The organism is Rhodosalinus sp. 5P4, from assembly GCF_041365695.1.
Taxonomy (GTDB): domain Bacteria; phylum Pseudomonadota; class Alphaproteobacteria; order Rhodobacterales; family Rhodobacteraceae; genus Rhodosalinus.
Map to the genome: position 1 here is coordinate 30,907 of NZ_JBGFSJ010000001.1, position 24,564 is coordinate 55,470.

Below are 24,564 nucleotides of genomic sequence, written 5' to 3' on the forward strand. Positions count from 1 at the left end.
TCAGCCCGCGAGCGCGGCGAGCGCCGCCTTCAGGTCGAGCTTCCCGTCATAAAGCGCGCGGCCCGAGATCGCGCCCGCGATCACGCCGGTGTCGCGAAGCGCGACGAGATCGTCGAGCGACGACACGCCCCCCGACGCGATGACCGGGATGGAGACCGCGCGGGCGAGCGCCGCGGTGGCCGCCACGTTGGGCCCGCCCATCGCCCCGTCGCGGTCGATGTCGGTGTAGATGATCGCGGCCACGCCGGCGTCCTCGAAGCGGCGGGCGAGGTCGGTGGCCTCCACCTCCGTCTCCTCGGCCCATCCGCGCGTGGCGACCCGGCCCGCGCGCGCGTCGATGCCCACCGCGACCTTGCCAGGGAAGGCCCGCGCGGCCTCGCGCACTAGCTCGGGCTGTTCCACCGCGACGGTGCCGAGGATCACCCGGGCGAGCCCCGCGCCCAGCCAGCGCTCGATCGTCGCCATGTCCCGGATGCCGCCGCCGAGCTGCGCGGGGATGCCGGGGCAGGCGGCGAGGATCGCCTCCACGGCGCCCGCGTTCACCGGCCGCCCCGCGAAGGCGCCGTTCAGGTCCACGAGGTGCAGCCACTCCGCGCCCGCCTCGACGAAGGCGCGGGCCTGCGCGGCGGGGTCGTCGTTGAAGACCGTCGCCTTCTCCATCTCGCCGCGCAGGAGGCGCACCGCCTTGCCGTCCTTCAGGTCGATCGCGGGGTAGAGGATCATGGGCGCGCTCCGTTTCGGGGTCGGGGCGCTTCTGCCCGGACGGCGCGGCGAATGCAATGTGCGCCCGCCGACGCGGGGTCACGCTTGATCGGCCGGGCGCGCGCCGCGCAGGATGCCGGCCGGGAGGACCGAAAAGGGAGGACAGGAATGACACGCATGCTCGCCGCCGTCGCGGCGCTCCTGCTCGGGGCCGACGCGGCGCTCGCCGATCCGGTGCTCGGCACCTGGCAGACCGAGCCCGACGACGGGGCCTTCGCCCATGTGAGGATGCAGCCCTGCGGCGACGCCATCTGCGGGACCATCGCGCGCACCTTCAACGCAGAGGGCGAATACCGCTCCGACACGATCGGGCGGCAGATCGTCCGCGGCATGGTACCGCAAGGGGACGGCCGCTACGAGGGGCGGGTCTGGCGGCCCTCCAACGACAAGGTCTATCTCGGCAAGATTGACCTCGCGGGGGACCGGCTGAAGCTGCGCGGCTGCGTGGCGGGCGGGCTCATCTGCGCGAGCCAGACCTGGGCGCGGGTGGACTGAGCCGGGCTGCGCGCCTCAGGGCCGCCAGCGCAGGAAATTGGCGATGAGGTGGAGCCCTGTCGCCGCGCTCTTTTCCGGGTGGAACTGCGTGCCGAAAAGCGTGTCGCGCCCCACGATCGCGGTCACCTCGCCGGCGTAGTCGACATGGGCGATGCGGTGGGCCGGCGCTTCGGCCACGAAGTGGTAGGAGTGCACGAAATAGGCGTGATCGCCGGTGGCGATCCCGTCGAGCACGGGGTGGGGCGTGTCGATCACGAGGTCGTTCCAGCCCATGTGCGGCACCTTGAGGCCAGGGTCGGCGGGCGCGATGCGCGCCACCGTGCCGGGGATCCAGCCGAAGCCCGGCGTCTCCTCGTATTCGAGCCCGCGCGAGGCCATCATCTGCATCCCAATGCAGATGCCGAGGAACGGCCGGCCGCGGGCGATCGCCGCCTCCTCGATCGCCTCGAACAATCCCGATTGCTCGAAGAGCGCCCGGCGGCAGGCCGGGAAGGCGCCGTCGCCCGGCAGCACGACGCGCTCGGCGCGTGCGACCGTCTCGGGATCGGCGGTGACCATGACCGCGCCCGCGCCCGTCTCGGCGGCCATGCGCTGGAACGCCTTCTCGGCCGAGTGGAGGTTGCCGCTCTCGTAATCGACGATGACGGTGGTCATGGGCTCAGAGCGCGCCCTTGGTGGACGGGATCGCCTCGCCCGCCCGCGGATCGGGCTCCACGGCCTGGCGCAGCGCACGCGCCACGGCCTTGAACGCGGCCTCGGCGATGTGGTGGCTGTTGATCCCGGCCCGCGCGGAGACGTGGAGCGTGATCCCGCCGCGGCTCGCCAGCGCCTGGAAGAACTCGCGCACGAGCTCGGTGTCGAAGGCGCCGATCTTCTGGGTCGGGAACGCCACCTCCCAGGCGAGCCAGGGCCGCCCCGAGAGGTCGAGCGCCGCCTCCACCCGCGCGTCGTCCATCACCAGCGTGAAGGCGCCGTAGCGGCGGATGCCGCGCTTTTCGCCGAGCGCCTCGGCGAGCGCCTGGCCGAGCGCGAGCCCGCAATCCTCCACCGTGTGGTGGTCGTCGATGTGCAGGTCGCCCTCGGCCGAGAGGTCGATGTCGATCAGCGAATGCCGCGAGAGCTGCGCCAGCATGTGGTCGAAGAAGCCCACGCCCGTGGCGATCTCGTGCGCCCCGGTGCCATCGAGCGCGACGCGGGCGGTGATCGCCGTCTCGGCGGTGGTGCGGCTGATGCGGGCCTCGCGCATGGGGCGGCTCCTCGGGTTTCGGGTGGCGCGGTTATAGGCTCCTGCGGGGCTGGCGGAAAGGCCCCGACCGGCGGGGATTGTGCCGGCGTGGCGGCTGTGCCAGCCTCGGCGCTCCCACAGGAGAGGCCCCGATGAGCACCTGCGTCTTCATCCAGATCCGCTGCAAGCCCGGCAGCACCTATCGCGTCGCCGAGGACATCGCGCTGCGCGAACTCCACTCCGAACTCTATTCCACCAGCGGGGAATACGATCTGCTCATGAAGCTCTACATCCCGGAGGGCGAGGACGTGGGCAAGTACATCAACGACCGCCTTCTCGATATCGAGGGGATAGAGCGGTCGCTGACCACGCTGACCTTCAAGGCGTTCTGATCCGCGCCCGTCTTCGGCCGGGGATCGCCCCCGCGCGCATCCTTCCACGACACGGTGCGGCCCGCGGCCGGTCCGGTCAGTGTCGATCTGTTGAAATTGGAGCGGGCGATGAGATTCGAACTCACGACCCTTACCTTGGCAAGGTAATGCTCTACCCCTGAGCTACGCCCGCATCCTTGGGTGAGGCGTGGGATAGTCAAACGCGCCGCGCGCTGCAAGGGGAAATTTCGGGAAAGAGAGTGTTTCCCCACGCCACTCTTCCATTACTTCACACGCGCACGATCGCCGGCTATGATGACGCTGCGTCAAGTATTCGGAGCGTTCCTGAGCGGGGGTGACATGATGGACACCGCGATCGATCTTCTGCCGGGTGATCCGGCGCCCTGGTTCCGGCAGCGCACGCCCTCCAACCCGCAATTCGCGTTCGACACGGCGGCGGGGCGCTACCTCGTGCTCTGCTTCCTCGGCTCCGCCGGGGACGCCCATGCCCAGGCCGCGCTGCGCGCCGTGGCCGAGCGGCCCGGTTTCTTCGACGACAATACCGCCTGTTTCTTCGCGGTCTCCGTGGATCCCGGCGACGAGACCGCCGTGCGGATCGACAACCGGATCCCGGGCTACAGGGTCTTCTGGGATTTCGATCTCGCGGTCAGCAAGCTTTACGGCGCGGTGCCGCCCGACGCGAAGGCGGGGCCCGAGGGCGTGCCGCATCGCCGGTTCTGGCTGGTGATAGACCCCACGATGCGCGTGCTCGCGCGCATCCCCTTCGGCCAGGACCAGCAAGACATCCCCGGCTTCTGACCTTCCTCGACACCCTGCCGCCGCCCGAACGTTTCGCCGGCTTCGAGGTGCCGGCGCCCGTCCTCGTTCTTCCCAACGTGTTCGAACCCGAGCTGTGCCGCCACCTCATCCAGCTTTACGAGCGCAACGGCGGGCAGGAGTCGGGCTTCATGCGCGACGTCGACGGCAAGACGGTGGCCCTTCACGATGCCAGTCACAAGCGACGGCGCGATTACCTGATCGAGGATCGGCGGCTCAGCGACGCGCTGCGCGCGCGGTTCGTGCGGCGCGTCGTGCCGGAAATCTTCAAGGTGCACCAGTTCCAGGTCACACGCATGGAGCGTTACATCGTATCCTGCTACGACGCCTCCGAGGGCGGGCATTTCTCGGCCCACCGGGACAACACGACGAAAGGCACGGCGCATCGCCGTTTCGCGGTGTCGGTCAACCTGAACGACGATTTCGAGGGCGGCCGGGTCAGCTTTCCCGAATACGGCCCGCGCGGCTTCAAGGCGCCCGCCGGTGGGGCGGTGGTCTTCTCGTGCTCGCTTCTTCACAAGGTCTCGCCGGTCACGAGCGGGCGGCGCTACGCCTTCCTGCCCTTCCTCTACGACGATGCCGCCGCGCGCATCCGCGAGGCCAACAACGCCCATCTCGGCGAGAACGTCGGCCAGTATCGCGGGGCGGCGCAAGACGCGTCCCCGGTGCCCAGCACGGCCGAAGGCGCCTGACGCGCGGCATCCGGCACGGCCGGCGGCCCGATGATGGGCCCTTCTGCGCGCGCCCGATCCCGCACCGGGGACGAGGCGGCCGCACCGCGCGTCCGCGGCAGGGCCGATGCCGGGCGACGGTGCGACCCGGTCACTCCTCGGCTTCGTATTCCACCAGAAGATCCTTGGCGTCGATCTGGCCTCCGGGCTGGACGTGCACGGTCTTCACCGTCGCATCCCGCTCGGCGTGGAGCCCGGTCTCCATCTTCATCGCCTCGATGGTGAGCAGCAGATCGCCCTCGGCCACCTTCTGGCCCGCGCTCACGCTCACGCTCGCCACGACGCCGGGCATGGGGGCGGCCACATGGGCCGCGTTGCCCGGCTCGGCCTTCGGGCGCTGGGCCGTCTGCGACTTCACCATGCGGTCGGGCACGCGCACCACGCGCGGCTGGCCGTTCAGCTCGAAGAAGACGCGGACCTCGCCGTCGTCATGGGTCTCGCCCACGGCCTGCAGGCGGACCTCGAGCGTCTTGCCGGGATCGATCTCGGCGGTGACCTCCTCGCCCGGCTCCATGCCGTAGAAGAAGGTGCGCGTGGGCAAGGTGCGCACGGGGCCGTAAAGGTCGTGCCGCTCTGCGTAGTCGAGGAACACCCTGGGATACATCAGGTAGCCGTTGAGGTCCTCGTCGTCGAACTCGCGCCCGTCGAGCTTGTCCGACAACTCCCGGCGCTTGGCCTCCAGATCCTCCGGCGGAAGATGGGCGCCCGGGCGCTCCGTGTTGGGGCGCTCGTTCTTGAGAACCTTCTTCACGATCGCCTCGGGAAAGCCGCCCGGGGGCTGGCCGAGATTGCCGCGCATCATGTCGATGACCGAGTCGGGAAAGCTCACCTCCTTCTCCGGGTTCTCGACATCGGCGCGGGTCAGGTGCTGGCTGACCATCATCAGCGCCATGTCGCCCACCACCTTCGACGACGGCGTGACCTTCACGATGTCGCCGAACATCTGGTTCACCTCCGCATAGGCGTGGGCGATCTCGTGCCAGCGCTCCTCGAGCCCGAGCGAGCGCGCCTGCGCCTTGAGGTTGGTGAACTGCCCGCCCGGCATCTCGTGCAGGTAGACCTCGGAGGCGGGCGACTGCAGGCCCGATTCGAACGCCGTGTAGTGCAGGCGCACCGCCTCCCAGTAGTTGGAGATCTCGCGCACCGCGTCGATGTCGATGCCGGTGTCGCGATCGGTGAAGGCCAGCGCCTCCACGATGGTGCCGAGCGTGGCCTGGCTCGTATTCCCGGAAAGCGCGTCCATCGCGCAGTCCACCGCGTCCACCCCGGTCTCGGCGGCGGCGAGGATCGTGCCGCAGGCGATGCCGGCGGTGTCGTGGGTGTGGAAGTGGATGGGCAGCCCCACCTCTTCCTTGAGCGCCTTGAAGAGCGTGCGCGCGGCGGCCGGTTTCAGAAGCCCCGCCATGTCCTTCAGCCCCAGCACATGCGCGCCCGCGTCGCGCAGCGCCTTGCCCATCTCGACGTAGTATTTCAGGTCGTATTTCGACCGGTCGGGATCGAGGATGTTGCCGGTGTAGCAGATCGCGCCCTCGCAGACGCGGTCGTTCTCGCACACCGCATCCATCGCCACGCGCATGTTCTCGACCCAGTTCAGGCTGTCGAAGACACGGAACACATCCACGCCCGAGGCGGCGGCCTGGCGCACGAACTCGCGCACCACGTTGTCGGGATAGTTCGTGTAGCCCACCCCGTTCGCGCCGCGGAGCAGCATCTGCGTCATGATGTTGGGCATCCGCTCACGCAGGTCGCGCAGCCGCTGCCAGGGACATTCCTGCAGGAAGCGGTAGGCCACGTCGAAGGTGGCCCCGCCCCAGCACTCGACGCTGAAAAGCTGCGGCAGGTTGTGGGCGTAGGCCGGCGCCACCTTGACCATGTCGAGCGAGCGCATCCTCGTGGCCAGCAGCGACTGGTGGGCGTCGCGCATCGTCGTGTCGGTGACGAGCAGCTTCGTCTGCGCCGCCATCCAGTCGGCCACCGCCTGCGGCCCCTTCTCCTCCAGCAGCGTCTTGGTGCCGGGCGGTGGCGTCTCGGCACGCAGCTTCGGCGGGCGCGGATCCTTCACGTCGGCGGGTGGGCGCGGGCGGCCCTTCGTCTCGGGGTGACCGTTCACCGTGATGTCCGCGATGTAGGTCAGCACGCGCGTGCCGCGGTCCTTGCGCTTGGGAAACTGGAACAGCTCCGCGGTCTCGTCGATGAAACGGGTCGTGTATTCGTTCGACAGGAATTTCGGGTGCTTGAGCAGGTTCTCGACGAAGGCGATGTTCGTGGCCACGCCGCGGATTCGGAACTCGCGCAGAGCCCGGTCCATTCGCGCGATGGCCTGGTCCGGCGTGGGCGCCCAGGCGGTGACCTTCACCAGCAGCGAATCGTAGTAGCGGGTGATGACGCCGCCCGCATAGGCCGTGCCGCCGTCGAGGCGGATGCCCATGCCCGTGGCCGAGCGGTAGGCGGTGATGCGCCCGTAGTCGGGGATGAAGTTGTTCTGCGGATCTTCCGTGGTGATCCGGGTCTGAAGCGCGTGGCCGTTGAGCGCGATGTCGCCCTGGCTCGGCATCCCGGTCGCCTCGGAGAGCGACTTGCCCTCGGCGATCAGGATCTGCGCCCGCACGATGTCGATGCCCGTGACCTCCTCGGTCACGGTATGCTCGACCTGGATGCGGGGGTTGACCTCGATGAAGTAGAAATTGCCGGTGTCCATGTCCATAAGGAACTCGACGGTGCCGGCGCACTCGTAGTTCACATGGGCGCAGATCTTGCGGCCGAGTTCGCACAGCTCGGCGCGCTGCTCCTCGCTCAGGTAGGGGGCGGGCGCGCGCTCCACGACCTTCTGGTTGCGCCGCTGGACCGAGCAGTCGCGCTCGAAGAGGTGATAGATGTTGCCCTGCGTGTCGCCGAGGATCTGCACCTCGACGTGGCGGGCGCGGGTGATCATCTTCTCGAGGTAGCCTTCGCCGTTGCCGAAGGCGGCCTCGGCCTCGCGCCGGCCCTCCAGCACCTTCTCTTCCAGCTCGTCGGGGCCGCTGATGGGGCGCATCCCGCGCCCGCCGCCGCCCCAGCTGGCCTTCAGCATGAGCGGATAGCCGATGTCCTCGGCCTCGCGGCGGATCGCCGCCATGTCGTCGCCCAGCACCTCGGTGGCGGGGATCACCGGCACGCCGGCCTCGATCGCCACGCGCCGCGCGCTGGCCTTGTCGCCGAGCTGGCGCATGGTCTCGGCCCGCGGCCCGATGAAGGCGATGCCCGCGGCGTCGCAGGCATCCACGAAATCCGGGTTCTCGGACAGCAGGCCATAGCCCGGGTGGATCGCGTCGGCGCCGCACTCCTTCGCCACGCGGATGATCTCGGGGATCGACAGGTAGGCCTGCACCGGTCCCAGACCCTCGCCGATGCGGTAGGCTTCGTCCGCCTTGAAGCGGTGGAGCGACAGCTTGTCTTCCTCGGCGAAGATCGCGACGGTGCGTTTGCCCATCTCGTTGGCCGCGCGCAGCACGCGAATCGCGATCTCGCCCCTGTTGGCGACCAGGATCTTGCGGAAGTCGGTCATCGGCGCTGTCCCTTTGCGTTCGCTATGCGATGTCTAGGCACAATCCCGCGCTTCGTAAACTCGGCGTGATCGCGCCGGTGGATTTTTACCCGTTGTCAACTCGCGTCTGGTTCGTTTGCGGCGTCACGTCGCCGGGTGCGCCATATGATCTTTCGCTATCTCTACTGGAGCACGGCACGCGGCGGCCAGCCCTCCGCCGACGAGGTGTCGGATATCCTCGCCGCCTCGCGGCGCAACAACACGGTGGCCGACATTACCGGCCTGCTGCTGCTGCACGAGGGAAGCTACTTCCAGGTGCTCGAGGGCGAGGAGACGGTGGTGCGCGCCTGCTTCGCGCGGATCGGCCGCGATCCCCGCCATCACGGGCTGGTCACGCTGCGCGCGGGCGCCGAGCCAGAGCGCGCCTTTCCCCATTGGCGGATGGGCTTCGCCCGGCTCGACAGCCTGCCGGGCACATGCCGCGACTCGGCGCTCGACCTGGCGAAGCTGGCACAGCGCGGCGAGGTGTCCGGCGAGCCCCGGATCGACCGCCTGATCCAGACCTTCCTCGCCGGCTTCCGCTCGCTGGGATACGAGGCCGGGCGCGAGTTGCGGGCAGAGGGCCTGACGGGTCAGTCGCGCACCAGGCGCGATGGCAGCGCGCCGTAATCGCGCGCGCCGAGCTGGCCCATGTTGGCCTCCAGATCCTTGCGCAGCAAGTCCACCAGATGCGTCGGGCCATCCGCCCCCAGCGCGGCGATCGCGTAGTGCCAGGGCCGTCCCATCATCACGAAATCCGCGCCGAGCGCGATGGCGCGCAGCATGTCGAGCCCGCCCTCGACGCCCCCGTCGAGGATCACCGGCAGCTTCGTGGCCGCGCGGATCGCGGGCAGCGCCTCGATCGTGGCGGGCGCGGCGTCGAACTGCCGGCCGGCATGGTTCGACACCCAGATCGCGTCCGCGCCCTCGGCCTGAAGCATGGCGGCGTCCTCGGCGCCCAGCACGCCCTTGACGACGAGCGGCCCCTCCCAGTTGTCCCGCAGCCAGCGCAGGTAGTCGCGGTCGGGCGAGGTGCGCAGAAGGTAGCCCACATGCGCGTTCGAGGGCAGCGCGCCCGAGGCGAGACCCTCCTTGTAGGGATCGAGCGTTCGCATCCGGGGCATCCCCGCCCGCGCGGTGGCGAGCGCCCAGGCCGGCCGCGCGGCCACCTGCAACGCCAGCCGCGGGGTAAGGCGCGGCGGGTTCGTCAGGCCAGAGCGCGTCTGGCGCTCGCGCCGGCTTGCCACCGGGACGTCAACGGTCAGCACCAGCGTGCGGAACCCCGCCGCCCGGGCGCGCCGCAGCATGTCGCGGCGGATGTCCTCGTCGCGCGGCGGATAGAGCTGGAACCAGCCGTTCTCCCCGGCCTCGGGCCCGACCTCCTCGGGGGTGGCGGTGGCGACGGTGGACAGCGTGTAGGGCAGACCCGCCTCCGCCGCGGCGGCGGCGAGCCTGCGTTCCGCCCCGGGCCAGATCAGGCCCGACATCCCCACCGGCGCGACGCCGAAGGGCAGGGCGTGGCGGCGGCCCAGAAGCTCGACGGAAAGATCCGGCGCGATCTCGCCGTGCAGGATGGAGGGACGCAGCACGACCCGGTCGAGCGCGGCGCGGTTGCGCGCCTGCGTGGCCTCCGCGCCGGTGGCGCTGTCGAGATATTCCCAGACGAAGCGGGGCAGCCGCGCGCGGGCGCGGGCACGAAGGTCCGAGATGGCGGGGAAGCGTGCGTCGAGGGTCATCGGCAGCATGTTTCCGTCAGCGGCGGGGGATTGTCCAGCACGCGGGCGCGGCCCGCGCCGCGGGCGGAACATACGCCGAACAATTCTTTAAACCCGCCGCCGGCTGCGCTAGATTGCGCGCCATGAGCAGTTTCGACGACGCCGACGCCTTCGAGGCGGCCTCGCTGTCCGCCCGTGCCATGGCCGCGCGGCCTGCGCCCTATCTTCACGAGCTGAACGCCGCGCAGCGCGCCGCGGTGGAGGCGCTCGACGGGCCCGTGCTGATGCTGGCGGGCGCGGGCACGGGCAAGACCAAGGCGTTGACCACGCGCATCGCGCATCTTCTCAACACCGGCCGCGCGCGCCCGGACGAGATCCTGGCCGTGACCTTCACCAACAAGGCCGCGCGCGAGATGAAGGACCGCGTGGCGCGCCTTCTCGGCCACGCGGTGGAGGGGGTGCCCTGGCTCGGCACCTTCCACGCGATCTGCGTCAAGCTGCTGCGCCGCCATGCGGAGCTTGCGGGGCTCAAGCCGTCGTTCACGATCCTCGACACCGACGACCAGCTTCGCCTCCTCAAGCAGCTCGTCGCGGCCGAGGGGATCGACGAGAAGCGCTGGCCCGCGCGCCAGCTCGCCGGGATCATCGATCACTGGAAGAACCGCGCCTGGACGCCCGAGCGCGTGCCCGCCTCGGAGGCCGGTGCCTACAATCGCCGCGGCGTCGAGCTCTACGCTCAGTACCAGGCCCGCCTGAAGGAGCTGAACGCGGTCGATTTCGGCGACCTGCTTCTCCATGTCGTCACCATCTTCCAGACCCATGACGACGTGCTCGAGCGATACCGCCGCTGGTTCCGCTACATCCTCGTGGACGAGTACCAGGACACCAACGTCGCGCAGTATCTCTGGCTGCGGCTACTGGCCGGCGGTCACCACAACATCTGCTGCGTGGGCGACGACGACCAGTCGATCTATGGCTGGCGCGGTGCGGAGGTGGGCAACATCCTGCGCTTCGAGACGGATTTCCCCGGCGCGAAGGTCGTCCGGCTGGAGCAGAACTACCGCTCGACCCCGCATATTCTCGCCGCCGCGTCGGGCGTGATCGCCGCCAACGAGGGGCGGCTCGGCAAGACGCTCTGGACCGAGGCCGAGGCGGGCGAGAAGGTCCGCCTCATCGGGCACTGGGACGGCGAGGAGGAGGCGCGCTGGATCGGCGAGGAGATCGAGGCGATGCAGGGCGGCACGCGGGGGATGCGGCCCTTCTCGCTCGACGAGATCGCGATCCTCGTGCGCGCCTCCCACCAGATGCGCGCCTTCGAGGACCGGTTCCTGACCATCGGCCTGCCCTACCGCGTGATCGGCGGGCCGCGCTTCTACGAGCGGATGGAGATCCGCGACGCGATGGCCTATTTCCGGCTCGTCGTCTCGCCCGCGGACGATCTGGCCTTCGAGCGGATCGTGAACACGCCCAAGCGCGGGCTCGGCGACAAGGCCCAGCAGAAGATCCGCGCCGCGGCGCGGGCCCGGGGCGTGAGCCTTCTGGAGGGCGCGCGGGCGCTGCTGGCCGAGAAGGGGCTCTCGGGCAAGGGCGCGGCGGAGCTTGCGAAGCTTCTCGACGGGCTCGACAGGTGGGGCCGGATGGCGGGCGATCCCGGCCTCAGCCACGTCGAGCTTGCGGAAATCGTTCTCGACGAGTCGGGCTACACGGGCATGTGGCAGAAGGACAAGACGCCCGAGGCGCCGGGGCGTCTCGACAACCTCAAGGAACTCGTCAAGGCGCTCGAGGAGTTCGAGAACCTCACCGGCTTCCTGGAGCATGTGAGCCTCATCATGGACAACGAGGCGGGCGCCGAGGGCGAGAAGGTCTCGGTGATGACGCTGCATGCCGCCAAGGGGCTGGAGTTCCCGGCCGTCTTCCTGCCGGGCTGGGAGGACGGGCTTTTCCCCTCGCAGCGGTCCATGGACGAGCAGGGCCTCAAGGGCCTCGAGGAGGAACGCCGCCTCGCCTATGTCGGCATCACCCGCGCGGGCGAGCTCTGCACGATTTCCTTCGCCGGCAACCGGCGCGTCTTCGGCCAGTGGCAGTCGCAGATGCCCTCGCGCTTCATCGACGAGCTGCCGGAGGAGCATGTCGAGGTTCTGACGCCGCCGGGGCTTTACGGGGGCGGCTACGGTGCCGCGGCCACGGCGGGCATCGAGCGCCGCGCGGCCGAGGCCAACGCCTACAACTCTCCCGGCTGGCGCCGGATGCAGGAGCGCGCCGGCGCGCGCCCGGTCAGCCAGCCGCGCGAGACGCGCGGGCAGGTGATCGACCTCGAAGCGGTCAGCGCCCACAGCGTGGGTGATCGCGTTTTCCACCAGAAGTTCGGCTACGGGACAATCAAGGGCATCGAGGGCGACAAGCTCGAGGTCGCCTTCGAGAAGGCGGGCGACAAGAAAGTGGTCGCCCGCTACGTCACCGGCGCCGACGACGTCCCGTTCTGAGCCAATCCGCGCGACCGGCGCAACGTCCGGCCGGGCGTGAAAATCGCTTTCGCCTGACGGGGAATCGGCTACGCTCGGTCGTGTCAGGGTGCCGCGGCGCGTGCGTCGCGGAGAATTGGGAAGCCGGTGAGACCCCGGCGCTGCCCCCGCAACGGTGAGGGCGGGATGCGACAGGCAATGCCACTGGGACCGCTCCCGGGAAGGCGCCTGGCGCGGGGCCACCGGCCCCACCCGCCCCGAGCCCGGAAACCAGCCCTGGCATGACGTCGAACCGCGGGTGGCGGTGTGGGCGGGGACGTCGTGCGGCGCCGCCGCGGTGCTGTCCCGCTCTTCCAGTCATCCGCTCCAATGGCCGCGGGGCGCGGCCCGGGAGATGAGAGATGGTTGACCGGACGGGCCGCGCAGGCCGGCGGGCAGGGCGCAAATGACGGCGCTGGCGATCATGGACGGGCTGCAAAGGCTCTCGCGAGAGGGCGACGCGGCCGAGCAGGCCGCGCGGCTCGGGTTCCTCGAATGGGTTTTTGCCCTGCCGCCGGACGCCAGCCCGCAGCAGGCGGCGAGCCGGGCGCTCGACGGGCTCGACCCGCCCGAGGCGCCCAGCGCCGCCGCGGCGGCCTTCCTGGAGTTTCTGGAACAGGCGACGCGGCCGAGCGTCGTGGGCGCGACTCGCCGGGGCGGGGCGCGCGGACGCCGTCGCGCGCTGCACTGACGCGCAGGCGCCGCGCCGCGACGGGAAATCACGGGACATCCCGTTTTTCGAAGCTTGGGAAAGAGAAACGGCGACGCCCGGGAGGAGGAGGAAGGCGCCGCCGTTTCGATTTCGAAGGCCCCAGGGAGGAGGAGAGGGGGCGCTTCGATCCTGTGTCCGCATCCCGCACCCGAGGGCGACGGGCTGCGTCGTATAAGGTGCGGCGGCATCGGGGAGGAGGAGAGATGCCGCCGCCAGTTTTCAGAAAACCCAGGGAGGAGGAGAGGGTTTCCTGATCCGTATGTCTGCGGGCGCCTGCCTTGCGTGTTGGCGTCAGCCTGCGCCGCGTTCCTTCCAAAGATACGTTTATGCTGCGCTTGCACAATAGCCGGCGGCTCAATGCTGCTATGCGGCAAATGCATATGACATACTGACCTTTTCCGGGCAGCTCTGCCCGTTCCTTGTGCGCTTCGTGAACGCTTGGGCTCGCCTGCCCACGCTGCGCCCGGGCTTGCCTGGAAGATGGGCGGCCTGTGCACGGCGACGCCCGCTCATTTCCCGTCGATGGCATCCGGCGGAATGCCGGAACGCCCGACTCGCGCCCGGCGAGCGATTCGCCCGGGCCGGGCGACGGATCTTCGGCGACGCGACAGTTTTCTGGATACGGGTGGGAAATCATGGGCCAAAAAGGGAGTCCGGAAATTCGCACCATATATGGAGCAGTTTTCAGAGACGGTCATATATATTGTATTTCAGTCCCGCGGGAGCATGGCAAAAGCCGCTCATGCAAGGCGCTGACACGTCTGCGGTTGCCTGTCGTCCCACAAAAACTTGTTGATTTCCATGAATTCCCATGGCATCCCTTTTCTCACGATGAGGGACGGGACGAAGGGGCGGAAAAGAACCCCGAACAAGGCTCCCATAAAAAGTCAGGTTTCATACAGGCACCCCGCTTTCATCGTGAAAGAGAGATCCGGTGCGCGGGCGAGCAGACATCCCCCCAGGTGGCGCGCGCAACCGGACACCCCGGCGACGGGACGAGGGCGGCGGATCGGGCTTTGGCAGCAGCTCGATCCGCCGTTTTCGTAAGGCGCCGGGCCTTCGGGGGCGAAGGTTGAAAGGGCGGTAGGGACAGTGGGCCGCAGGTTCAGAGGCGAGAGCCGCAACAAGGTGGACGGGAAGGGCCGGGTGTCGATCCCGGCCTCGTTCCGCCGCGTGCTCGAGGCCGCCGACCCGAACTGGACCGATGGGCTCAACCCCGAACTGGTGATCGTCTACGGCGACCACCGCCGCAATTACCTCGAATGCTACACCATGGAGGCGATCGCCGAGGTCGACGAGAAGATCGACGCGATGCCGCGCGGCTCGATGCAGCGCAAGATGCTGCAACGCCTCTTCCACGGCCAGAGCTATCCCACCAACGTGGACGAGACCGGCCGCCTCGTCCTGCCGGCGAAGCTGCGCCAGAAGATCGGGCTCGAGGGCGAGGCGTTCTTCATCGCCGCCGGCGACACGTTCCAGATCTGGAAGCCCGAGACCTACGACGCCGAAGAGCTGGCGCGGACCGAAGCCTGGCTCGACGAGCTGCCCGAGGATTTCGACCCGCTGATGCTGCTGGACGATCCGCAGCCCGGCGGCCCGGCGGGGGCGTAGGCCATGACCTGCCCGGCCGCGTCCGCCCCGAGCTCCGCGCCGCCCCATGTTCCGGTCCTGCTCGGCCCGCTTCTCGATCTCGTGGCGCCGGTGCGCGGCGTCTGGCTCGACGGCACCTTCGGTGCGGGCGGCTATGCCCGCGCGCTGCTGGAGGCGGGCGCGGACAAGGTCGTCGCGATGGATCGCGATCCGCTCGCCTTCGAACTCGCGGCGGGATGGGCCGGCGCCTATGGCGACCGTCTGGAGATGGTCGAGGACGTCTTCTCGAGGCTCGATGATTACGGCAGCGACCTCGCCGGCGTGGTGCTCGACCTTGGCGTCTCGTCGATGCAGCTCGACCGCGCCGAGCGCGGCTTTTCCTTCCAGAAGGAGGGGCCGCTCGACATGCGCATGGGGCGGGAGGGCCCGACCGCGGCCGATATCGTGAACGCCGCCTCCGAGAGGGAGCTGGCCGACATCCTCTTTCTCTACGGCGAGGAGCGCGCGAGCCGGCGCATCGCCCGCGCCATCCTGCGTGCGCGCGCCGAGGCGCCGATCGAGACGACGCTCGATCTCGCCCGCGTCGTCGAATCCTGCCTTCCGCGGGCGAAGCCGGGGCAGGCGCACCCCGCCACCCGCAGTTTCCAGGCGCTCAGGATCGCCGTGAACGACGAGTTCGGGGAGCTGTTCCAAGGTCTCGTCGCCGCCGAGCGCGCGCTTGCGCCCGGCGGCGCGCTCGCCGTGGTGACCTTCCATTCCATCGAGGACCGGATGGTGAAGCGCTTTTTCCAGGCGCGGGCGGGCTCCACCGGCGCGGCCAATCGTTTCGCGCCGGCGGGCACCCCCGAGCGTGCGCGCTTCGAGATCCTCACGCGCAAGGCGGTCGGCCCCGACGCGGAGGAGCTTGCCCGCAACCCCCGCGCGCGTTCGGCCCGGCTTCGGGTGGCGCGCCGCACCGATGCGCCCGCGGGCGCCCCCGATCCCGCCCGGATCGGCATGCCGGTCGTGAAAGGATAGACCAGATGCGCACCCTGCTTTTCGTGACCACCGCGTGCACCGTGATCGGACTCGCCTTCTGGGCCTACCACCAGAACTATCGCACCCAGCAGGCCATCGCCGAGACCGAGGCCCTGCAGCGCCAGATCGCCGAGACGCGGGCGCGCTTCGCGGTGCTGCGGGCCGAATGGGCCTATCTCAACCGGCCCGACCGGCTGATGGAGCTTGCCGAGATGAACTTCGACACGCTCGGGCTTCTGCCCTTCCGGCCCGAGCAGTTCGGCCGCGTCGAGCAGGTCGCCTATCCTGCTGAGGACGCGCCCGAGCCCATCGCCAACGTGGTCGAGATTTCCGAGCAGGGAGAGTCGACGCCATGATCCGCAAGCCGCTGCGCCCGCTCGCCCGGATCCTCGAGGCCCGCGCCAGGGGCGAAAGCCCCGACGCGATCGAGCGCGAGAACATCCGCCTGCGCCACGAGGAGATGCGCGACCGGCTGCGCCAGCGCGCCGAGGCGCGGCTGCTGGTGCTGGGCGTGGCCTTCGTCTTCGCCTTCGCCCTCGTGGGCGGGCGGACCGCGCATCTCGCGGCCTCAGAGCCCGAAGAGCCGCGCGTGCGCGCGCCGGGCGCCTCCATCCTCGCGCAGCGCGCCGACATCACCGACCGGCACGGCCGGGTGCTGGCCACCAACATGGGCACGCACAGCCTTTACGCGCAGCCGCCCCTGATGGTGGACCCCGACACGGCCGCGCGCGAGCTTGCGCGGATCTTCCCGGACCTCGATGCCGAGAAGCTGCGCGCCGATTTCACGGGCGCGCGCAAGTTCCTGTGGATCAAGCGAAAGATCAGCCCCGAGCAGAAGCAGGCGGTGCACGACATCGGCGAGCCGGGGCTGCTTTTCGGGCCGCGCGAGATGCGGCTTTATCCCAACGGACGCCTCGCGGCGCATGTGCTGGGCGGGGCGGGCTTCGGGCGCGAGGGCGTGCACGCCGCAGAGGTGATCGGCGTCGCGGGCGTGGAAAAGACCTTCGACGCGCGCCTGCGCGACCCGGCCCGTGCGGGCGCGCCGCTCGCGCTGTCGCTCGACCTCACGGTGCAGGCCGCCGCAGAGCGCGTGCTGGACGGCGGCATGCGGCTTCTCAACGCCAAGGGCGCGGCCGCGGTGCTGATGGACGTGAAGACCGGAGAGATCGTCAGCCTGGTGAGCCTGCCGGATTTCGATCCCAACGACCGGCCCGCGCCGCCGCCGCGCGGGGAGGCCGCCGACAGCCCGCTTTTCAACCGCGCGGTGCAGGGCGTCTACGAGCTGGGTTCCACCTTCAAGACCTTCACGGCGGTGCAGGCGCTCGAGCTGGGGCTCGCCGATGACGACACGCTGATCGACACCTCGGGGCCGATGCGGGTGTCCGGTTTCGCGATCCGGGAGTTCCGCAACAAGGATTACGGCGAGCAGACCGTGGACGGCATCCTCGTGCACAGCTCGAACCGGGGGACGGCGCGGCTCGCGCTGCAGATCGGGCCGGAGCGCCAGCGCGCGTTTCTCGACCGTCTGGGCCTGCTCGAGCCGGTTCCCGTCGAGATGCCCGAGGCGGCGCAGGGCGCGCCGCTGCTGCCCGAGCGCTGGACCGATCTTTCGGCGGTGACGATCTCCTACGGGCACGGGCTTTCGGTCACGCCGCTCCACCTCGCCGCGGGCTACGCGGCGATCGCCAATGGCGGCTTTCGCGTGACGCCGACGCTGCTGCGCCAGGACGCCCCCCGCCTCGGCGAGCGGGTGATGACGGCCGCCTCGGCGGACAAGGCGCGCACCATGCTGCGCCGCGTGGTCACCGAGGGCACCGCGAGCCTGGGCGAGGTGCGCGGCTATCGCGTCGGCGGCAAGACCGGGACCGCCGACAAGCCGCGCAAGGCCGGTGGCGGCTATTACGAGGACAAGGTGATCGCCGTCTTTGCCTCGATCTTTCCCGCCGACGACCCGCGATACGTGCTCGTCGTGGCGCTCGACGAACCGGTGGAGACCTCGGGCGCGGAACCGCGGCGTTCGGCGGGCTGGACGGCGGTGCCCGTGGCCGCCGAGATGATCCGCCGCGTCGCGCCGATCCTGGGGCTGCGGCCCGAGATTGAACCCGCCCCGCAGACTGGTGTAACGCTCACCGCCAACTGAAGGCACGGCACGCGTGCCGGGGCGGCGGGCAGGCATGGCACGAACGGAGCGGCAGGGCATGGGCGAGCGGGAGAAGGGCCTTTCGGAACTGGGCCTGACCGCGCAAGGCGGCCGTGCGGCCCGCGTCACCGGGATTTCCGTGGACAGCCGCAAGGTCGCGCCCGGCCATCTTTTCGCGGCGCTGCCGGGCACGCGCGCCCACGGCGCGGCGTTCCTGCCCGCCGCGCTTGCAAAGGGTGCCGCGGCGGTGCTCACGGATGCCGAGGGCGCGCGCCTCGCCGCCGAGCCGCTCGCGGCCTCCGCTACCGCGCTCGTGGTGGCCGAGGATCCGCGCCAGGCGCTCGCCCGCGCCGCGGCGCTCTGGTTCGGCGCCCAGCCCGAGGTGATGGCGGCGGTGACCGGAACCAACGGCAAGACCTCCGTCGCCAGCTTCCTGCGCCAGATCTGGACCGCGCTGGGCGAGGTCGCGGTCAATCTCGGCACCACCGGCGTGGAGGGCGCGTGGGATCACCCGCTCGGCCACACCACGCCAGAGCCCGTGACGCTTCACCGCGTGCTCGCCGAGGCCGCCGCCGCGGGTGTGACCCACGCGGCGATGGAGGCGTCCTCCCACGGGCTCGAGCAGCGCCGCCTCGACGGCGTGGTGCTGCGCGCCGCGGGGTTTTCCAGCTTCAGCCAGGATCATCTCGACTACCACGAGAGCCTGGAGGCGTATTTCGAGGCCAAGGCCGGGCTCTTTTCCCGCGTGCTGCCCGAGGACGGGGTGGCCGTGGTCAACCTCGACGCGGCGCGGGGCGAGGATGTCGCCCGGATCGCCCGCGCCCGCGGGCAGCGCGTGATCGGCGTGGGCCGGGGCGAGGCGGCCGATCTGCGCATCCTCGCGCAGCGCTGCGAGCCCCAGGGCCAGGAACTGCGCCTGTCCTGGGAGGGCCGCGCCTTTCAGGCGAAGCTCGCCCTCGTGGGCGATTTCCAGGCGTGGAACGCGGCGCTCGCCGCCGGGCTCGCCATCGGTTGCGGCGCCGAGGCCGAGCGCGTCCTTGCGTCGCTGCCCGCGCTCTCCACCGTGCGCGGGCGGATGCAGCTTGCCGCCACGCGCGCGAACGGGGCCGGCGTCTATGTCGATTACGCGCACACCCCCGACGCCATCGCGACCGCGCTGCGCGCGCTGCGGCCGCATGTGATGGGGCGGCTCGTCGCGGTGATCGGCGCAGGAGGCGACCGCGACACCACCAAGCGCGCGCCCATGGGCGCGGCGGCGGCCGCGCATGCCGATCTCGTCATCGTCACCGACGACAATCCGCGTTCGGAGGCGCCGGCGGCGATCCGCGCCGCGGTGATGGAAGGCGCCCCCGGCGCGGCCGAGGTGGGCGACCGGGCCGAAGCGATCCTGCGCGGGGTGGCCGCGCTCGGCCCCGGCGACGCGCTCTTGATCTGCGGGAAGGGCCACGAGACGGGCCAGGAGGTCGCGGGCACGGTCTATCCCTTCGACGACGCCGAGCAGGCGAGCCTCGCCGTCGCCGCGCTCGAAGGGCGGGCGCCGTGACGCTCTGGACCTCCGCCGACGCCGCCCGCGCCACCGGCGGGCGCGCGACCCGCGACTGGGCCGCCACGGGCGTCTCCATCGATACCCGCACGCTCGCGCCCGGCGACCTCTTCGTGGCGCTCACCGCGGCGCGGGACGGCCACGACTTCGTGGCCGACGCGCTGGCGAGGGGGGCCGCGGCGGCGATGGTCGCGCGCGTGCCCGAGGACGTGGCCGGCGACGCGCCGCTGCTGGTCGTGGAGGATGTGCAGGCCGCGCTCGAGGCGCTCGGTGCCGCGGCGCGCGCGCGCGCCACCGGGTGCAGGGTGGTCGCCGTGACCGGCTCGGTCGGCAAGACCTCGACCAAGGAGATGCTGAAGACGGTCTGCGCCGGGCAGGGGGTGACGCACGCCTCGGTGGCGAGCTACAACAATCACTGGGGCGTGCCGCTCACGCTCGCCCGGATGCCCGCCGACACGCGCTATGCCGTCATCGAGATCGGCATGAACGCGCCGGGCGAGATCGCGCCCTTGGCGCGCCAGGCGCGCCCCGACGTGGCGGTGATCACCACGGTCGCGCCCGCGCATCTCGGCGCCTTCGGCAGCCTGGAGGGCATCGCGGCCGAGAAGGCCTCGATCATGGCGGGGCTTCGCCCCGGCGGCACGGCGGTCGTGAACGGCGATCTGGACACCTCGCCCCTTCTCGAGGCGGCGGCGCGGCGGGCGGGCGCACGCCGCGTGGTCACCTTCGGCGAGGCGGCGCGCAACCACCACCGACTGCTCCGCGCCACCATCCGCGACACCGCCACCGTCTGCGAGGCGCGGGCCTGGCGGGCCCCGATCCTTTACAAGGTGCAGGCGCCGGGGCGGCATTTCGCGCTCAACGCGCTTGCCGTGCTCGCCGCGGGCTGGGCGCTCGGCCTCGACCGCGCGGTGGCGATCGCGGACCTCGCCCGTTGGCGGCCGGTCGCCGGGCGCGGCGCGCGCGAGGTCGTGCGGCTCGATCCCGTGGACAGCCGCCTGGCCATCGACCTCATCGACGAGGCCTACAACGCCAACCCGGCCTCCGTCGGCGCGGCGCTCGAGGTGCTGGCGGGCGCCGAGGTGCGCCACGACGTCGGGCGCAAGGCGCGGGGGCGGCGGGTGGCCTATCTCGGCGACATGAAGGAGCTCGGTGGCGGCGAGGCCGAGATGCACGCCGCGCTGGCCCGGCATCCGGCGATGGCCGGGATCGACGTGGTCCACACCGTGGGCCCCCTCGCGCGGCACCTGTGGGAAGCGCTGCCGCCCGCAAAGCGCGGCCGGCACGCGACGCGCGCGAAGGAGATGGCCGCCGGCGTGCGGCGCGATCTCGACGCGGGCGACGTGGTCATGGTCAAGGGGTCGCTTTCCACCGGGCTTTCGGCCGTTGTTGACGCTGTGCGGAAACTCGGGCATCCCGCCGCGCAAGCCCTTTCGGGAGACGAGTAGATGCTCTACTGGCTCACGCTGCTGAGCGACGGCGGGGATGTGTTCAACCTCTTCCGCTACATCACCTTCCGGGCGGGCGGCGCCTTTCTGACCGCGCTGCTGTTCGGCTTCCTGTTCGGACCGCCGCTCATCAACGTGCTGCGCCGGCGCCAGGGCAAGGGCCAGCCGATCCGCTCGGACGGGCCGGAAACCCATGTCACGAAGGCGGGCACGCCCACCATGGGCGGGCTGCTGATCGTGGGCGCGCTCACCGTCTCGACCCTGCTGTGGGCGCGGCTCGACAACGGGTATGTCTGGATCGTACTCTTCGTCACGCTGGCCTTCGGACTGATCGGCTTCGCCGACGACTACGCCAAGGTGTCGCGGCAGAACGTGAAGGGCGTGCCGGGCCGGCTGCGGGTCGCGCTCGGCGTCCTGATCGCGGGCATCGCGGCCTTCTGGGCGGCCCAGCTGCACCCCGCGGAGCTGACCAACCAGCTCGCCCTGCCGGTCTTCAAGGACACGCTGGTCAATCTGGGCATCCTCTTCGTGCCCTTCGCGATGGTGGTGATCGTGGGCGCGGCCAACGCCGTGAACCTGACCGACGGGCTCGACGGGCTCGCCATCATGCCCTCGATGATCGCTGCGGGCACGCTCGGCGTGATCGCCTACGCCGTGGGGCGGGTGGACTTCACCGAGTATCTCGACGTCCACTACGTGCCGGGCACCGGGGAGATCCTGATCTTCACCGCCGGGCTGATCGGCGGCGGCCTCGGCTTCCTGTGGTACAACGCGCCGCCCGCGGCGGTCTTCATGGGCGACACCGGAAGCCTCGCGCTGGGCGGCGCGCTGGGCGCGATCGCGGTGGCCACCAAGCACGAGATCGTGCTGGCCATCGTGGGCGGGCTCTTCGTGGTCGAGGCGCTGTCGGTCATCATCCAGGTGCTCTACTTCAAGCGCACAGGCAAGCGCGTCTTCCTGATGGCGCCCATACATCACCACTACGAGAAGAAGGGCTGGGCCGAGCCCACCATCGTGATCCGTTTCTGGATCATCTCGCTGATCCTCGCCGTGATCGGGCTGGCCACCCTCAAGGTGCGGTGATGCGCGGGCGGCGCGCGATCGTGAAGGCGGGCAAGGGGGCGCTGCCCCCGTCGCGCGCGGGGCGCGCGGCTCCCCCGGAGTATTTGGATCCAAGAAGAAGAAGGACGGCGCCCGGTGCGCGGCGCCGGCGCGGGAGGCCCGCATGATCCCGGTCTCCGGATTTGCCGGCCAGAGGGTCGCGGTGCTCGGGCTGGGACGGTCCGGGCTGTCGGCCGCACGAAGCCTCGCGGCGGGGGGCGCCCGCCCGCTTCTCTGGGACGACAGCCCCGAGGCGCGGGCGCGCGCCGAGGCGGAGGGCCTGCCGCTTCACGATCTCTCAAGCGCGGGCGCCTTCGAGGGCGTCGCGCGGCTCGTGCTTTCTCCGGGCATCCCGCATCTCTATCCGGCGCCGCACCCGGTGGTGGCGGCGGCGGTCGCGGCGGGGATACCGGTCGACAACGACGTGGGCCTTTTCTTCGCCTCCCTCGGGCGCGGCGACTGGGACGGCTTCGACACGCCGCCGAGGGTGGTGGCCGTCACCGGCTCGAACGGGAAGTCCACCACCGCGGCGCTGATCCACCATGTCCTGGGCGAGGCCGGGCGGCCCGCGCAGCTTGCCGGGAACATCGGGCGCGGCGTGCTCGACATCGACCCGCCCGGCGAGGCGGAGGTGATCGTGCTCGAGCTTTCCTCCTACCAGACCGAACTCGCCCGCGCGCTCACGCCCGATATCGCGGTGTTCACGAACCTGACCCCAGACCACCTCGAGCGTCACGGCGGGCTCGGCGGCTATTTCGCCGCGAAGCGGCGGCTCTTCGCCGAGGGCGGCCCGGACCGCGCGGTGATCGGGGTGGACGAGCCGGAGGGCCGCTTCCTCGCCGGCCAGCTCGCCGAGGCGCCGGGGGACGACCGGGTGATCCGCGTCTCGGGCGAGGGCAAGCTCGCCGGACCGGGCTGGTCGGTCTGCGCGCGCAAGGGGTTTCTGGCGGAGTGGCGCAAGGCGCGGCAGGTGGCCTCGGTCGACCTGCGCGGGATCAAGGGCCTTCCCGGCGCGCACAACCACCAGAATGCCTGCGCAGCCTACGCCGCGGCGCGCGCGCTCGGGCTCGGCCCGCGCCAGATCGAGGCGGGGTTCGCGAGTTTCGCGGGCCTGCCGCACCGCAGCCAGGTCATCGCGGAGGCAGGCGGGGTCACTTACGTCAACGATTCCAAGGCCACCAACATCGACAGCGCCGCGCGCGCGCTCGGCGCGTTCCCGCGGATCCGCTGGATCTGCGGCGGGCTGGAGAAGACGGGCGGGCTCTCGGCGCTCGAGGGGCGCATGGGCGCGGTGGTGAAGGCCTACGTCATCGGCCGCGAGGCAGAGCGCTTCGCGGTGGCGCTTCGCGGTGTGGACACGGAGGTCTGCAGCGTCATGGGCCGCGCGGTGGAGCGCGCCATGGAAGAGGCGGAGCCGGGCGACACGGTGCTGCTTGCGCCGGCCGCCGCGAGCTTCGACCAGTACGACAACTTCGAGCAGCGCGGCGAGGATTTCATCGCCGAGGTGCGCGCCCGGCTGGGCTGAGGCGCAGCATGCGCGGTCTTTGCGCTGGCGCGCGGGCGGTGTTTTCGTTATCCTTTCGTCCAAGTCCCGCCAAAAGGGACACGGACAGAGGCAGCGAGCGGCAGGACCCATGACGGAAATGGTCTATGGCTCCGTTCCGGTACGGGACGGCGAGCCCATCCTTTCGAAGTGGTGGCGCACGGTGGATCGCTGGACGATCTCCTGCGTGCTCATCCTGTTCGGCATCGGCCTGCTTCTGGGGTTCGCCGCCTCGCCGCCGCTCGCGGCGCGCAACGGCTTCGACGCCTTCCACTACGTCGAGCGGCAGGCGATTTTCGGGGTCGCGGCGCTCCTGGCCATGCTCGCGGTCTCCATGATGACCCCCCACACCGTGCGGCGCCTCGCCGTGCTGGGCTTTCTCGCCGCCTTCGTGGCGCTCGTCTTCCTGCCCGTCTTCGGCACCGATTTCGGCAAGGGGGCCGTGCGCTGGTACTCGCTCGGTTTCGCCTCGGTGCAGCCCTCGGAGTTCCTCAAGCCCGCCTTCGTCGTGGTCGCCGCCTGGCTCGTCGCGGCCAGCCAGGAGATCAACGGCCCGCCGGGGCGCACGTGGTCCTTCGCGCTGACCGTCGCCATCGTGCTCATGCTCGCGCTTCAGCCCGATTTCGGGCAGGCCGCGCTGGTGCTTTTCGGGTGGGGCGTGATCTACTTCGTGGCCGGGGCGCCGCTTTTCATTTTGGCCGGGATCGCGGGGATCGTGGTGCTGGCGGGCTCGGTCGCCTATTCCGGCTCGGAGCATTTCGCCCGCCGCATCGACGGCTTCCTCGCCCCCGAGGTCGATCCCAACACTCAGCTCGGCTTCGCCACCAACGCGATCCGCGAGGGCGGCTTCTTCGGGGTCGGCGTGGGGGAGGGGCAGGTGAAATGGTCGCTGCCCGACGCGCACACCGATTTCATCATCGCGGTCGCGGCCGAGGAATACGGGCTTGTCCTCGTGTTCGTTCTCATCGCGCTCTACACCACGGTGGTCGTGCGCGCCTTCTCGCGGCTGATGCGCGAGCGTGACCCGTTCATCCGCCTGGCCGGAACCGGGCTTGCCGCGATGTTCGGTGTGCAGGCCATGATCAACATGGGCGTGGCGGTGCGGTTGCTGCCCGCCAAGGGCATGACGCTGCCCTTCGTGAGTTACGGCGGATCGTCGATCATCGCCACCGGGATCGCGATGGGCATGCTGCTCGCCTTCACGCGGACACGCCCGCAAGGCGAGATCGGCGAGCTGTTGCGGGGCAGGCTGCGGTGAGCGCCGCGCCGCT

Annotated in this window: 21 protein-coding genes, 1 tRNA gene and 1 riboswitch; of the genes, 16 read left to right on the forward strand and 6 right to left on the reverse strand. The window is 70.6% G+C overall.

The window, feature by feature from the left end:
* Positions 1–723, reverse strand: a complete 723-nt coding sequence (gene hisA / locus AB6A69_RS00155; protein ID WP_371059178.1) for a 1-(5-phosphoribosyl)-5-[(5-phosphoribosylamino)methylideneamino]imidazole-4-carboxamide isomerase — start codon at positions 721–723, stop codon at positions 1–3.
* 147 nt (positions 724–870) lie between these two features.
* Between hisA and AB6A69_RS00160 the strand changes: the two genes are divergently transcribed.
* Positions 871–1,257, forward strand: coding sequence for a DUF2147 domain-containing protein (locus AB6A69_RS00160; RefSeq protein WP_371059179.1), 387 nt, complete (start codon positions 871–873; stop codon positions 1,255–1,257).
* 15 nt (positions 1,258–1,272) lie between these two features.
* Here AB6A69_RS00160 and hisH read toward each other — a convergent pair whose 3' ends face one another.
* Both hisH and hisB read right to left on the reverse strand, forming a co-directional pair.
* The gene (gene hisH, locus AB6A69_RS00165) at positions 1,273–1,911 is read right to left on the reverse strand and encodes an imidazole glycerol phosphate synthase subunit HisH (RefSeq protein ID WP_371059180.1); all 639 of its coding nucleotides are present in this window, start codon (positions 1,909–1,911) and stop codon (positions 1,273–1,275) included.
* A 4-nt stretch (positions 1,912–1,915) separates the two neighbouring features.
* Positions 1,916–2,503, reverse strand: coding sequence for an imidazoleglycerol-phosphate dehydratase HisB (hisB, locus tag AB6A69_RS00170; protein ID WP_371059181.1), 588 nt, complete (start codon positions 2,501–2,503; stop codon positions 1,916–1,918).
* A gap of 131 nt (positions 2,504–2,634) precedes the next feature.
* Between hisB and AB6A69_RS00175 the strand changes: the two genes are divergently transcribed.
* Positions 2,635–2,874, forward strand: coding sequence for an Lrp/AsnC ligand binding domain-containing protein (locus tag AB6A69_RS00175; RefSeq protein WP_371059182.1), 240 nt, complete (start codon positions 2,635–2,637; stop codon positions 2,872–2,874).
* 97 nt (positions 2,875–2,971) lie between these two features.
* On the opposite strand, the gene AB6A69_RS00180 is transcribed toward AB6A69_RS00175, so the two are convergent.
* A tRNA-Gly gene (locus AB6A69_RS00180) sits at positions 2,972–3,046 on the reverse strand.
* Positions 3,047–3,216: 170 nt separating this feature from the next.
* Between AB6A69_RS00180 and AB6A69_RS00185 the strand changes: the two genes are divergently transcribed.
* Both AB6A69_RS00185 and AB6A69_RS00190 read left to right on the forward strand, forming a co-directional pair.
* Complete coding sequence (locus tag AB6A69_RS00185; protein ID WP_371059183.1) at positions 3,217–3,672, forward strand: redoxin domain-containing protein; 456 nt, start codon at positions 3,217–3,219, stop codon at positions 3,670–3,672.
* Positions 3,673–3,719: 47 nt separating this feature from the next.
* Entirely contained in the window at positions 3,720–4,382 is a 663-nt protein-coding gene (locus tag AB6A69_RS00190) for a 2OG-Fe(II) oxygenase (RefSeq protein ID WP_371059184.1), read from the forward strand.
* 130 nt (positions 4,383–4,512) lie between these two features.
* Here AB6A69_RS00190 and AB6A69_RS00195 read toward each other — a convergent pair whose 3' ends face one another.
* Positions 4,513–7,965: a pyruvate carboxylase gene (locus AB6A69_RS00195; protein WP_371059185.1), complete on the reverse strand. Its 3,453-nt coding sequence runs from the start codon at positions 7,963–7,965 to the stop codon at positions 4,513–4,515.
* Positions 7,966–8,109: 144 nt separating this feature from the next.
* Here AB6A69_RS00195 and AB6A69_RS00200 point away from each other — a divergent pair, with 144 nt between their 5' ends.
* A complete protein-coding gene (locus AB6A69_RS00200) occupies positions 8,110–8,613 on the forward strand; it encodes a BLUF domain-containing protein (RefSeq protein ID WP_371059186.1) in 504 nt (167 codons plus the stop codon).
* Here AB6A69_RS00200 and AB6A69_RS00205 read toward each other — a convergent pair.
* Positions 8,577–9,728: an alpha-hydroxy acid oxidase gene (locus AB6A69_RS00205; protein ID WP_371059187.1), complete on the reverse strand. Its 1,152-nt coding sequence runs from the start codon at positions 9,726–9,728 to the stop codon at positions 8,577–8,579. The two genes, AB6A69_RS00200 and AB6A69_RS00205, sit on opposite strands and share 37 nt — an antisense overlap.
* Before the next feature lie 113 nt (positions 9,729–9,841).
* Between AB6A69_RS00205 and AB6A69_RS00210 the strand changes: the two genes are divergently transcribed.
* The 11 genes from AB6A69_RS00210 to ftsW all read left to right on the forward strand — a co-directional run bounded on the left by AB6A69_RS00210 (position 9,842) and on the right by ftsW (position 24,551).
* The gene (locus AB6A69_RS00210; RefSeq protein WP_371059188.1) at positions 9,842–12,181 is read left to right on the forward strand and encodes an ATP-dependent helicase; all 2,340 of its coding nucleotides are present in this window, start codon (positions 9,842–9,844) and stop codon (positions 12,179–12,181) included.
* A gap of 69 nt (positions 12,182–12,250) precedes the next feature.
* A riboswitch (cobalamin riboswitch) is annotated at positions 12,251–12,454 on the forward strand.
* A 151-nt stretch (positions 12,455–12,605) separates the two neighbouring features.
* On the forward strand, positions 12,606–12,890 hold the full coding sequence (locus AB6A69_RS00215) for a hypothetical protein (protein WP_371059189.1): 285 nt from the start codon (positions 12,606–12,608) through the stop codon (positions 12,888–12,890).
* Positions 12,891–14,003: 1,113 nt separating this feature from the next.
* Entirely contained in the window at positions 14,004–14,522 is a 519-nt protein-coding gene (mraZ, locus tag AB6A69_RS00220) for a division/cell wall cluster transcriptional repressor MraZ (RefSeq protein ID WP_371059190.1), read from the forward strand.
* 3 nt (positions 14,523–14,525) lie between these two features.
* Positions 14,526–15,518, forward strand: a complete 993-nt coding sequence (rsmH, locus tag AB6A69_RS00225; protein ID WP_371059191.1) for a 16S rRNA (cytosine(1402)-N(4))-methyltransferase RsmH — start codon at positions 14,526–14,528, stop codon at positions 15,516–15,518.
* A gap of 5 nt (positions 15,519–15,523) precedes the next feature.
* Positions 15,524–15,874 carry a cell division protein FtsL gene (locus tag AB6A69_RS00230; protein WP_371054691.1) on the forward strand — a complete coding sequence of 117 codons (351 nt, stop codon included), beginning with the start codon at positions 15,524–15,526 and terminating at the stop codon, positions 15,872–15,874.
* A complete protein-coding gene (locus AB6A69_RS00235; protein WP_371036744.1) occupies positions 15,871–17,658 on the forward strand; it encodes a peptidoglycan D,D-transpeptidase FtsI family protein in 1,788 nt (595 codons plus the stop codon). The genes AB6A69_RS00230 and AB6A69_RS00235 overlap by 4 nt, the downstream gene beginning before the upstream one ends.
* 58 nt (positions 17,659–17,716) lie before the next feature.
* Positions 17,717–19,201 (forward strand): UDP-N-acetylmuramoyl-L-alanyl-D-glutamate--2,6-diaminopimelate ligase, encoded by a 1,485-nt coding sequence (locus AB6A69_RS00240; protein ID WP_371059609.1) that lies wholly within the window; start codon positions 17,717–17,719, stop codon positions 19,199–19,201.
* A complete protein-coding gene (murF, locus tag AB6A69_RS00245; protein ID WP_371059192.1) occupies positions 19,198–20,649 on the forward strand; it encodes a UDP-N-acetylmuramoyl-tripeptide--D-alanyl-D-alanine ligase in 1,452 nt (483 codons plus the stop codon). The genes AB6A69_RS00240 and murF overlap by 4 nt, the downstream gene beginning before the upstream one ends.
* Entirely contained in the window at positions 20,650–21,732 is a 1,083-nt protein-coding gene (gene mraY, locus AB6A69_RS00250; protein WP_371054694.1) for a phospho-N-acetylmuramoyl-pentapeptide-transferase, read from the forward strand.
* A 142-nt stretch (positions 21,733–21,874) separates the two neighbouring features.
* Positions 21,875–23,275, forward strand: coding sequence for a UDP-N-acetylmuramoyl-L-alanine--D-glutamate ligase (murD, locus tag AB6A69_RS00255; RefSeq protein ID WP_371059193.1), 1,401 nt, complete (start codon positions 21,875–21,877; stop codon positions 23,273–23,275).
* Positions 23,276–23,384: 109 nt separating this feature from the next.
* Positions 23,385–24,551, forward strand: coding sequence for a putative lipid II flippase FtsW (ftsW, locus tag AB6A69_RS00260; RefSeq protein WP_371036740.1), 1,167 nt, complete (start codon positions 23,385–23,387; stop codon positions 24,549–24,551).
* The last annotated feature ends 13 nt before the right edge of the window (positions 24,552–24,564 follow it).